This window comes from Streptomyces sp. NPDC087420 (genome assembly GCF_044744165.1).
Taxonomy (GTDB): domain Bacteria; phylum Actinomycetota; class Actinomycetes; order Streptomycetales; family Streptomycetaceae; genus Streptomyces.
Genome location: NZ_JBIUXU010000020.1, coordinates 119757 through 131830, shown reverse-complemented (window position 1 = coordinate 131830; position 12074 = coordinate 119757). Strand labels below are relative to the sequence as shown.

At 71.1% G+C, this 12074-nt stretch carries 1 protein-coding gene and 1 pseudogene; both read right to left on the bottom strand.

From position 1 onward, the window contains the following. A partial coding sequence (locus ACIO1C_RS33545) for a type I polyketide synthase (protein ID WP_401870950.1) occupies nucleotides 1-7197 on the bottom strand: 7197 nt, incomplete at its 3' end. 208 nt (nucleotides 7198-7405) lie between these two features. Beyond that, a pseudogene (locus tag ACIO1C_RS33540) lies at nucleotides 7406-12058 on the bottom strand (type I polyketide synthase); the annotation flags it as partial. Nucleotides 12059-12074: the final 16 nt, after the last annotated feature.

Sequence of the window (12074 nt, the reverse complement as noted above, 5' to 3'; positions counted from 1 at the left end):
GTGGTTTGGGTTGTTGTTGTTGGGGGGTGGGGGGTAGTGGCCTTGGTTGATGAAGAATTGGATGTAGGTGGTGAGGAGTTGGGGGGTGATGGGGGGGCAGTGGATGTGGGTTCCGGTGAGGGCGTGGGTTGTTTCTGTGGTGTCGATGGGGGGGTAGAAGGTGTCGGTGTGGTTGGTCATGAGGGTGTAGGCGTGGAGGAGGGGTTGGAGGGCGTTGTTGGGGTCGTTTTGGATGGTTTGGGTGAATTGTTGGGGGGTGGTGTTGTGGAGTGGGTAGCCGAGGGTGCGGAGGTGGTTGATGCAGTCGGTGAGGGTGAGGGGGTGGGGGTTGTGGAGGTGGTAGGTGTGGTTGGTGGTGTGGGGGTTGTTGGAGAGGGCGAGGATGGCGGCGCTGACGTAGTCGGCGGGGAGGAGGTGGAAGCGGCCTTGGGTGGGGGTGGGGGCGGTTTGTGTTTGGAGGATGCCTTTGAGGGTGAGCCAGACGAAGTCGCGGGTTTGGCAGGCACCGTTTTTTTGGTCGCCGGAGATGACGTCGACGCGGTAGGTGGTGACGGGGATGCCGCGTTGGCGGGCGATGTTGAGGATTTGTTCGGCGACCCATTTGGTTTTGAGGTAGCCGCTGGGGAGGTGTTGGGGGGGTCCGGTGGGGTCGGTTGTTTTGAGGGGGGTGCCGGGGGTGCGGGGGCCGTTGAAGACGCCGACGGTGGAGACGTAGTGGACAGGGATGGTGTGGTGGCGGGTGGCGAGGCGGAGGATTTCTTGGGTGCCGCCGACGTTGGCGGGTTTGAGGGTGGTGTAGGGGTGGAGCCAGTGGACGGTGGCTCCGGCGTGGTGGATGACGTCGAGGGTGCGGGCGAGGGTGTTGAAGGTGTTTTCGGTGAGTCCGAGGAGGGGTTGGGCGAGGTCGCCGGGGTGGATGGTGAGGCGGGTGGGGTCGATGTCGTCCCAGGCTTGGTACCACTGGAGGCTGGTTTTGAGGCGTTGGAGGGCGGTGGTGGTGTCGGTGCCGCGGATGAGGCAGTGGATGTGGGCGGTGGTGGTGCGCATGAGGTCGCGTAGGAGGAAGGTGCCGAGGAAGCCGGTGGCGCCGGTGAGGAGTATGTGGCGGGGTGGTGTGGTGTGGGGGGTGTGGGGGGTGGGGGGGTGGATGTCGTCGTCGAGGTGGATGTCGGCGGTGTAGTCGGTGGTGTCGGTGGTGGTGGGGGGTTCGGCGCTGCCGGTGCTGGTTTCGGTGCCGGGGGTGGTGCTGTTGCCGGTTTCGGTGGTGGGGGTGAGGTGGGTGAGGAGGTGGGTGGCGAGGGCGTGGGGGTGGGGGTGGTCGAAGACGAGGGTGGCGGGGAGTTTGAGGTGGGTGCGGGTGGTGAGGCGGTTGCGTAGTTCGATGGAGGTCAGTGAGTCGAGGCCGAGTTGTTGGAAGGGGCGGTGGGGGTCGATGTGCTGGGGGGTGGTGTGTCCGAGTGTTTCGGCGATTTCTTCGAGGATGGTGCGGGTGACGGCTTCGTGGGCTTGGTCGCCGGTGAGGTGGGTGAGTTGTTCGGTGAGGGTGGGGGCGGGGGTGGTGTGGTGGTGGATGTGTGGGCGTGGGGGGTGGGGGGTGAGGGTGGTGAGGACGGTGGGGATGCGGGGTTGTTCGCTGAGGGCGGTGAGGTCGAGGGGGGTGGCTACGGTGTCGGGGCGGCCGGTGCGCAGGGCGAGGTCGAGGAGGGTGGGGCCCTGGGTGGTGGGGACGGGGAGGAGGCCGGTGCGGGCGATGCGTTTGAGGTCGGTTTCGCTGAGGTTGCCGGTGAGTCCGGTGCTTTGGGCCCACAGGCCCCAGGCGATGGAGGTGGCGGGCAGGCCGGTGGCGGCGCGGTGGTGGGCGAGGGCGTCGAGGGAGGCGTTGGCGGCGGCGTAGTTGGCCTGGCCGGGGCCGCCGATGAGGGCGGCGACGGAGGAGAAGAGGACGAAGGCGGTGAGGGGGAGGTGGCGGGTGAGGTCGTGCAGGTGCCAGGCGGCGTCGGCTTTGGGGGTGAGGACCGCGGCGAGGCGTTGGGGGGTGAGGGCGGGGATGAGTCCGTCGTCGAGGATTCCGGCGGTGTGGATGATGCCGGTGAGGGGCCGGCTGGGGGGGATCGTGTCGAGGAGCGCGGCGAGTTGGGTGCGGTCGCCGGCGTCGCAGGCTTTGATGGTGACGGTGGTGCCGAGGCGGTGGAGTTCCGCGGTGAGTTCGCGGGCTCCGGGTGCGTGGGGGCCTTGGCGGCTGGCGAGCAGGAGGTGGCGCACGCCGTGTGAGGTGGCGAGGTGGCGGGCGAAGAGGGAGCCCAGGGTTCCGGTGCCGCCGGTGATCAGGACGGTTCCCCCGGGGGTGAACGCGGGTGTGGTGGGGGGCTCGGGGCGGGTGGCGCGGTAAAGGCGGGGCACGGTCATGGTGCCCTGGCGGATCGCGGCCTGGGGTTCGCCGGAGGCGGCGACCGCGGCGATGAGGTCCGGGTCGGTGCCGGGTTCGGCGTCGATGAGGATGATACGGCCGGGTGCTTCGGACTGGGCGGAGCGCAGGAGGCCCCAGGCCGCGGCGGCGCCCGGGTCGGTGACCGGCTCGCCGGGCGTGGTGCTCAGGGCGCCGGAGGTGACGACGGTCAGGGTGTGGGTGCTGTCCTCGTCGGCGAGATGGCCTTGGGCCAGCTGTAGTGCGCGCAGGGTGGTGTCGTGCAGCGAGGCCACGGGATCGGCCGGGTCGGCGGAGCGCAGGTACTCCGTCACGTTCCCCCCGTCCGGTGCGTCGCCGTCCGGTGCGTCGCCGTCCGGTGCGTCGGCGGCGGGTGCGCCGTGGGGTGTGGGTGTGGGGGGTGGGGTGAGGTGGTGGGGTGTCCAGTTGAGGTGGAAGAGCGCTTCGTGGTCGCGGGAGGCGGTGGCCGCGAGTGCGGTCAGGTCCAGGGGTTGCACGGTGACGGCGGTGATGTCCGCGACGGGCTGTCCCGCGGGGGTGGCCAGCCGTACGCTCACGGTGCCTTCGGGGTCCCGGGCGAGGTGGACGCGCAGGGTGGTCGCTCCCGCGGCGTGGAGCCGCACGTTGTGCAGGGCGGTGACAGTCCCCGCCCCGGTCCCGGCTCCGGTCCCGGTTCCGGTTCCGGTTCCTGCCCTGGTCCCGGTTCCGGTCCAGGTTTCCCCGGCCTCGGTTCCGGCTTCCCCGGCTTCGGCTGCGGTGCCGGTCTTCGCCCCGGCCCCGGTCCCGGTGTGCGTGGCCCCGGCGCCCCCAGCCCCGGCTCCGGCTTCCCCGGTCTCTACTCCGGTGTGCGTGGCCCCGGTCCCGGCTGCGGTGCCGGCTTCCCCGGCTTCGGCTGCGGTGCCGGTCTTCGCCCCGGTCCCGGTCCCGGTGTGCGTGGCCCCGGCGCCCCCAGCGCCGGTTCCGGCTTCCCCGGTCCCGGCTCCTGTTTCTCCGGCTCCGGCTGCGGCTTCGGTTCCGGCTTTCCTGTCCCCGGCCTTGGCCTCGTTTTCCCTGGCCCCGTTCTTGGGGCCGGCTTCTGCGGCCCCGGTTTCCGTAGCCCCGGCCTCAGTCCCGGTCTCAGCCTCAGTCCCGGCCTCGGCCTGAGCCTCAGTCCCGGTCTCAGCCTCAGTCCCGGCCTCGGCCTCAGCCTCAGCCTCGGCCTCGGCCTGAGCCTCAGTCCTGGCCTTAGTCCCGGCCCCGGCCATGGCCTCGGCCCCGGCCTCGGCCCCGGCCTGAGCCTCAGTCCTGGCCTCAGTCCCGGTTTCGGGTTCGGTGTTGGTTTGTGTGGGGGTGGGGGTGAGGAGGGGGAGGAGGGCGGCGTCGAGGAGGAGGGGGTGTAGGGCGTAGGGGTGTGTTTCTGTGGGGGTGTTGTGTGGCAGTTCTACTTCGGCGTACAGGTTTTGTTCGTGTTGCCAGAGGCGGGTCAGGGCTTGGGCTTGTGGGGCGTATTGTGTTCCGTTTTTGGCGGTTTGTTCGTAGAGGGTGTGGGGGTTGATGGGGGTGGCGCCGGGGGGTGGCCATGGGCTGGGGTTTGGTGAGGGGGTGCTGGGTGTGGGGGTGGGTGTGGTGTTGAGGAGGCCGTGGGCGTGGGGGGTCCAGGGGGCTTCGGTGTGGTCGGGGCGGGTGTGGAAGGTGAGGGTGCGTTGTTTGTTGGTGTCGGGGGCGCCGAGGCGGATTTGGAGGTGGATGGCTCCTTCGGTGGGGAGGGTGAGGGGTTGGGTGATGTGGAGTTCGGCGAGGGAGGTGCAGTGTGCTTGGTCGCCGGCGCGTATGGCGAGTTCTACGAGGGCGGATTCGGGCAGGACGGGGATCCCGCCGCGGGTTTGGGTGGTGAGCCAGGGGGTTGTGGTGCGGGAGAGGCGGCTGGTGAATACGGTTTCCTGGGTGCCGCTGAGGGGGAGTGCGGCGCCGAGCAGGGGGTGTGTGGCGGGGAGGAGTCCGAGTCCGGTGGCGTCGGCGGGCGGGGTGGTGGGTTCGGTCCAGTAGCGTTCGTGCTGGAAGGCGTAGGTGGGCAGGGGGATGCGCCGGGCGCCGGTGCCGGTGAAGTAGGTCTCCCAGTCGGGTCCTGCTCCTGTGTGGTGGAGTTGGCCGAGGGCGGTGGCCAGGGTGTGGGTCTGGGGCCGGCCGCGGCGTTGCAGGGCGGTGGTGGTGAGGGTGCCGGGGTTCTGGGTGGACGCGTTTTGTGCGAGGGCGGTGAGTACGCCGTCGGGTCCCAGTTCGGCCAGTGTGGTGACGCCTTGTTCTTGCAGGGTGTGGAGTGCGTCGTTGTAGCGGACGGTGTGGCGGACTTGGTTGGTCCAGTAGTCGGCGGTGCGCAGGTCGTCTCCGTTTGCGAGGCGGCCGGTGAGGGTGGAGACGACGGGGATGGCCGGGGGGTGGTAGGTGAGTTGTTTGGCGGTGGTGCGGAAGTCGTCGAGCATGCCGTCCATGTGGGGGGAGTGGAAGGCGTGCGAGACGGTGAGGCGCCGGGTCCGGTGTCCCTGTTCGCCGAGCCGGGCGGCGACCTCCCCGGCCGCTTGCGCGTCGCCGGAGATCACGACGGAGGCGGGCCCGTTGACAGCGGCGATTCCGATTTCGCTTTCCCGTCCCGCGAGCAGGGGGCGGACTTCGTCCTCGGACGCCTGGATGGCGATCATGGCGCCGTTGGGGGGCATGGCCTGCATGAGGCGGGCGCGTGCGGTGACGAGCCGTGCGGCGTCGGGCAGGGTCAGGACACCTGCCAGGTGGGCGGCGGTGACTTCGCCGATGGAGTGCCCGGCGAGGTAGTCGGGGACGATGCCCCAGCTTTCGACCAGCCGGTAGAGCGCGGTTTCGAGTGCGAAGAGGGCGGGCTGGGTGTGGGCGGTGTCGTCGAGGCCTTCACCGGTGGTGATGATCTCGCGCAGGGGCCGTGGGAGGTGGGGGTCGAAGTGGGCGCTGATGGTGTCGAAGGCGTCGGCGTAGGCGGGGTGGGCGGCGTAGAGTTCCATGCCCATGCCCGGGTGCTGGGCGCCTTGCCCGGTGAAGAGGAACGCGACTCGTCCCGGCACCGGGCGGCCGCCTCCCGCCGGGGTGCCTTCGGCCAGTAACCGTAGTTCCGCGAGGAGTTCGTCGCGGGTGCTGCCGGCCAGGACCGTACCGTGGTCGAGGGTGGTGCGGGTGGTGGCCAGCGAGTATGCGATGTCCGGCACGGTGAGCGAGGGGTCGGCCTCGACGTGCGCCAGGAGCCTTTGTGCCTGCCCGGTGAGGGCTTGGGGGGTCTTGGCGGAGAGGATCCAGGGCACCACCCGGGCCGTGCGCACCGCTTCGGCGCCCGGCTCCCGCGCCAGCCCCGGCGGGGCCGGCTCCTGCGGCGGGGTGGGTGGGGCTTCTTCGATGATGACGTGTGCGTTGGTGCCGCTGACTCCGAACGCGGAGACGGCGGCGCGCCGGGGTTGGTCTCCGCGGGTGGGCCAGGGGCGTTTTTCTGTGAGGAGTTCCACGGCGCCGGAGGACCAGTTGACCATGGGGGTGGGTTCGTCGATGTGGAGGGTGGGGGGCAGGACACGGTGGCGCAGGGCCTGGACCATTTTGATGACGCCGCCGACGCCTGCGGCGGCGACGGTGTGTCCGATGTTGGATTTGAGTGAGCCCAGGAGGAGGGGTTGTCCGGTAGGGCGGTTCTGGCCGTAGGTGGCGAGGAGTGCTTGGGCTTCGATGGGGTCGCCGAGGCGGGTGCCGGTGCCGTGGGCCTCGACGGCGTCGATGTCGGCGGGGGTGAGGCGGGCGTTGGCGAGGGCTTGGCGGATGACGCGTTCTTGTGAGGGGCCGTTGGGGGCGGTGAGGCCGTTGCTGGCGCCGTCCTGGTTGACGGCGCTGCCGCGCAGGACGGCCAGGATCCGGTGGCCGTTTTTCTGGGCGTCGCGGAGGCGTTCGATGACCAGGATGCCGGTGCCTTCGGACCAGGAGGTGCCGTCGGCCGCGGCGGCGAAGGATTTGATGCGTCCGTCGGGGGCCAGGCCCTTTTGCCGGGAGAAGTCGATGAAGCCGCCGGGGGTGGCGGTGATGGTGGCGCCGCCGGCCAGTGCGAGTGTTGATTCGCCGCTGCGTAGTGACTGGGCGGCCAGGTGCAGGGCGACCAGGGAGGAGGAGCAGGCGGTGTCGATGGAGACGGCGGGGCCTTCGAGGCCCAGGGTGTAGGCGATGCGGCCGGAGGCGACGCTGCTGAGGCGGCCGGTCATGAGGTGGCCTTCGAGTTCCTGGGGTCCTTCGAGGCCGAGGTAGCTCTGTTCCACCAGGCCGGCGAACACGCCGGTGCTGGAGCCCTGGAGTGAGGCGGGGTCGATCCCGGCGTCTTCCAGTGCTTCCCAGGCGGTTTCCAGGAGGACGCGCTGCTGGGGGTCCATCGCCCGGGCTTCGCGGGGGGACACGCCGAAGAAGCCGGCGTCGAAGAGGGCGGCTCCGTCGAGGAATCCGCCTTCTCTGGTGTAGGAGGTGCCGGGGGTGTCGGCGTCGGGGGAGTAGAGCTGTTCGAGGTCCCAGCCCCGGTCGGTGGGGAAGTCGCCGATGGCGTCGGTGCCTTCGGCCACCAGGTCCCACAGGCCGTCGGGTGAGGTGACGCCGCCGGGGAACCGGCAGGCCATCCCGATGATGGCGACCGGTTCCTCACCGGCGTTCTCCAGGTCGGTGATTCGCTCACGGGCCTTTTGCAGATCCGCGGTGACCCACTTCAGGTAGTCGACCAGCTTCTGCTCTTTGGACGGGTCAGCGGACATGCGGGATCAGTCTCTCCTCGTCAGTGCCGGTGGGCCGGTGCCGGAAACGGTGCCGGCACCGGAAACGCGGCGGTGGTGGCGGTGGCGGAAACGGCGGTGGCGGTGATGGCGGCGGTGATGGGGGTGGCGTTGGTGGTGGGGGTGGTGTTGGTGGTGGGGTGTGTTGTGGGGTGTGCCTGGGCGGGTGGGGGGTGGTGGTGGCCGGGTGTCAGCCGGTGCCGCGGCCGAGTTGGTTGTCGATGAAGTCGAAGATGTCGTCGGTCGAGGCGGTCGCGAACCGCTCGTCCTGTTCCCCGCTGTTGCCCTCGGTTGTTTCGGCGTTGAGTTTGCCCAGCAGTGCGTGCAGGCGTACGGAGAGGGCGGGGCGGGATTCGTCCTGGGGTGGCAGGGCGGCCAGGGAGGCTTCCAGGCGGTCGAGTTCGGCCAGGGCGGTGGTGGCGGGGTCTTCGGCGGGGGGTTGGGCCAGGGTGAGGAGGAACGCGGCGAGTGCTGCGGGGGTGGGGTGGTCGAAGGCGAGGGTGGCGGGCAGGGGGAGGTGGGCGGCGGCGCTGAGCCGGTTGCGTAGTTCCACGGCTGTCAGGGAGTTGAAGCCGAGTTCCTGCAAGGGCCTGCCGGGGGTGAGGGCGGTGGCTGAGGCGTGGCCCAGTACGGAGGCGATCTCTTTGGTGACCAGGGCGGACAGGTAGGGTTCCCGTTCGGTCGCGGGGAGCCTGGCGAGGCGTTCGGTGAGGGTGGCCGGGGTGGTGCCGGCCGGTGGCCGGGCGGGGCCCCCCGCGGGGGCCGCCGTACTCACGCCGGCGATCAGTGCCGGGCGTTTTGAGGCCAGGGCGTCGTCGAGGAGGGTGAGTCCCTCCTGGTCGGTGAGGGCGCGGAAGCCCTCGCGTGCCCAGCGGGTGCGCTCTGTTTCGTCGAGGTCCGCGTTGATTCCTCCTGTCTGCCACAGGCCCCAGGCGATGGAGGTGGCGGGCAGGTTGTGGGCGGCGCGGTGTTCGGCGAGCGCGTCGAGATACGCGTTGGCGGCGGCGTAGTTGGACTGGCCGGGTGCGCCGAACACCCCGGCGGCCGAGGAGAACAGTATGAACGCGCTCAGGTCCAGGTCCCGGGTCAGTTCGTGCAGGTGCCGGGCGCCGTCGGCTTTGGGTGCGAGGACCGCGGCCAGGCGCTGGGGGGTCATCGCGGACAGGAGGCCGTTGTCGAGGACGCCGGCGGTGTGGACGACGGCGTCCAGGGGGTGGTTGGCCGGGATGTGGGTGATCAGTGTGGCGAGCGCGTCCCGGTCGGTGACGTCGCAGGCGGTGACCGTGACCGTGGCACCCAGACCGGACAGGGCGGTCACCAGGTCCTGTGCTCCGGGGGCCTGGTCACCCTGGCGGCTGGTCAGCAGCAGGTGGCGCACGCCGTGGAAGGTCACGAGGTGGCGGGCGACCAGCGAGCCCAGGGTCCCGGTGCCGCCGGTGATCAGGACGGTGCCCGCGGGGTCGAACACCGGGGCGGGAGCGGGGGCGGTTGCGGGTACGGGGCGCAGCCGGGGTGCGAGGATTCCTTCGGGGCGTACGGCTGTGCGGGCCCGGCCGGAGGCGACGATGGTGTCCAGGACGGCGGGATCCGTGTCCGGGGGGGCGTCGATGAGGATGACGCGGCCCGGTGCCTCGGACTGTGCCGAGCTGAGGAGTCCCCAGGCGGCGGCGGTGTGGGGATCGGGGACCTGGCCGGCGGGGACGGCGTTGTGGGTCACTACGACCAGGGGGATGTCCGCCAGCCGGTCCTCCGCGAGCCACTGCCGGGCGAGAGCCAGGGCCTGGTGCGGTGCCTCCTTGGAGGCGGTGAGGTGGTGGAGTACGGCGGTGGGCGCCGCCCCGCCTTGTGCCTGGGCCGCGAGGTCCGCGACCCGCGAGAAACGCGCCGCCCCCGCCAGCACCCCCACCGGTGAACCAACCGATGTGCCAACCGGTGCGCCGACCGGTGCGTCAACTGATGTGCCGACTGGTGTGTCAACCGGTGTGCGGTCCGGTGTGCCGGGTTCTTCCGGGGTGAGTACGGCCCAGCGTGCCGTTGCGGGGGGCTCGGGCAGTTCGAGGGGCTCCCAGGCGCGGTGGACCAGTGCGCCTTCCTGGGCGGCGTCGGCGGCGGGGATCTCGGGTGTGAGCCAGAAGGGTTCGTGCTGGAAGGCGTAGGTGGGCAGGGGGATACGCCGGGCGCCGGTGCCGGCGAAGGAGGCCTCCCAGTCCACCCGTACCCCGTTCAGGTGCAAGGTGCCGATCGCGCCGGCCAGGGTCCGGGCCTGCGGCTGTCCCCGGCGCAGTGCCGGTACGGCCGTCAGCGCCTCGGGTCGCTCCGCGCCCGCCACCGCGAGCGCGCTCAGCACACCGTCGGGCCCCAGCTCCAGCAGTGTGGTGACGCCGTGTTCTTGCAGGGTGTGGAGTGCGTCGTTGTAGCGGACGGCGTGGCGGACCTGGTTGGCCCAGTAGTCGGCGGTGCGCAGGTCGTCGCCGCCTGCGAGGCGGCCGGTGAGGGTGGAGACGACGGGAATGGCCGGGGGATGGTAGGTGAGTTGTTTCGCGGTGGTGCGGAAGTCGTCGAGCATGCCGTCCATATGAGGGGAGTGGAAGGCGTGCGACACCGTGAGCCGCCGCGTCCGGTGTCCCTGTTCGCCGAGCAGGGCGGCGACCTCCCCGGCCGCCTGCGCGTCGCCGGAGATCACGACCGAGGCGGGCCCGTTGACAGCGGCGATTCCGATTTCGCTCTCCCGTCCCGCGAGCAGCGGGCGGACCTCGTCCTCGGACGCCTGGACGGCGATCATGACCCCGTTGGGGGGCATGGCCTGCATGAGGCGGGCGCGCGCGGTGACGAGCCGTGCGGCATCGGGCAGCGTCAGGATGCCGGCGACGTGAGCCGCGGTCACTTCACCGATGGAGTGCCCGGCCAGGTAATCGGGGACGATGCCCCAGCTTTCCACCAGCCGGTAGAGCGCGGTTTCGAGAGCGAACAGCGCCGGCTGGGTGTGAGCGGTGTCATCGAGACCCTCACCCGTGGCGATGATCTCCCGCAGAGGACGTGAGAGGTGGGGATCGAAGTGGGCGCAGATGGTGTCGAAGGCGTCGGCGAAGACGGGATGGGCGGCATAGAGCTCCATGCCCATGCCCGGGTGCTGGGCGCCCTGCCCGGTGAACAGGAACGCGACCCGTCCCGGCACCGGCCGCCCGCCCCCCGCCGGGACCCCCTGCGCCAGTAACCTTAATTCCGCGAGGAGTTCGTCGCGGGTGCTGCCGGCCAGGACCGCACCGTGATCCAGGGCGGTACGGGTGGTGGCCAGCGAGTACCCGATGTCCCGCACGGTGAGCGAGGGATCGGCCCCGACATGCGCCAGCAGCCTCTGTGCCTGCCCGGCAAGGGCTTGGGGGGTTTTCGCGGACAGGACCCAGGGCACCACCCCGGCCGGCCGCACCCCTTCCGGGCCCGGCTCCCCCGGCTCCCCCGGCAGCCCCGGCGGGGCCGTTGGGGTGGGCGGGGTGGGCGGGGTGGGTGGGGCTTCTTCCACGATGACGTGGGCGTTCGTACCGCCGAAACCGAAGGACGAGACCCCCGCGCGCCGCGCACGCCCCGTCGCCGGCCAGTCGGTGGCCTCGCTGAGCAGTTTGACCGCGCCGGAGTCCCAGTCGACCATCGGCGTCGGCTCGTTCGCGTACAGGGACTTGGGCAGGACACCGTGGCGCAGGGCCTGGACCATCTTGATGACGCCGCCGACCCCGGCCGCCGCCTGCGCGTGCCCGATGTTCGACTTCAGCGAGCCCAGCAGCAGCGGTTGTCCGGTAGGGCGGTCCTGTCCGTAGGTGGCGAGGAGTGCCTGGGCCTCGATGGGGTCACCCAGGCGCGTCCCGGTGCCGTGGGCCTCGACGGCGTCGACGTCGGCGGGGGTGAGGCGGGCGCTGGCCAGGGCCTGGCGGATGACGCGTTCCTGGGCGGGGCCGTTGGGGGCGGTGAGGCCGTTGCTGGCGCCGTCCTGGTTGACGGCGCTGCCGCGCAGCACGGCCAGCACCCGGTGCCCGTTCTTCTGGGCGTCGGAGAGGCGTTCGACGAGCAGCAGGCCCACACCCTCCGACCAGCCGGTCCCCTCCGCGCCGTCCGCGAACGACCGGCAGCGCCCGTCCGCCGCCAGCCCCCGCAGCCGCGAGAACTCGACGAACGCGACCGGCGTCGACATCACCGTCGCACCCCCCGCCAGCGCCAGGTCGCACTCGCCGTTGCGCAGCGCGTTCGCCGCCAGGTGCAGCGCCACCAGCGAGGAGGAGCAGGCGGTGTCGACCGTGACCGCCGGGCCCTCGAAACCGTAGGTGTAGGACAGGCGCCCCGAGGCGACACTGCCCGCGCTGCCGCTGAACAAATACCCCTCGAAACCGTCGGCCGGAAGGTGGGGGCGGGAGCCGTAGTCGTTGTACATCACCCCGGTGAACACCCCCGTACGCGAACCGCGCAGCGCTCCCGGGGTGATCCCGGCGCTCTCCAGTGCCTCCCATGTCGTCTGGAGCAGGAGCCGTTGCTGGGGGTCGGTGGCCAGGGCCTCGCGGGGGGACATCTCGAAGAAGTCCGCGTCGAAGCCGTCCGCGTCGTGGAGGAAGCCGCCCTCCCGCCCATACGACGTGCCGGCGTGGTCGGGGTCGGGGTCGTAGAGCCGCTCCAGGTCCCAGCCCCGATTGACGGGGAACTCGCTGATGGCGTCGGTGCCCTTCGCGACCAGGTCCCACAGGTCTTCGGGTGAGGTGACGCCGCCGGGGTAGCGGCAGGCCATGCCGACGATCGCGATCGGCTCGTGCTGCCGGTCCGTTGCCTCGTGCAGTTGCCTGCGTGCGTCACGGGCATCCGCGATGGCCTTCTTGAGG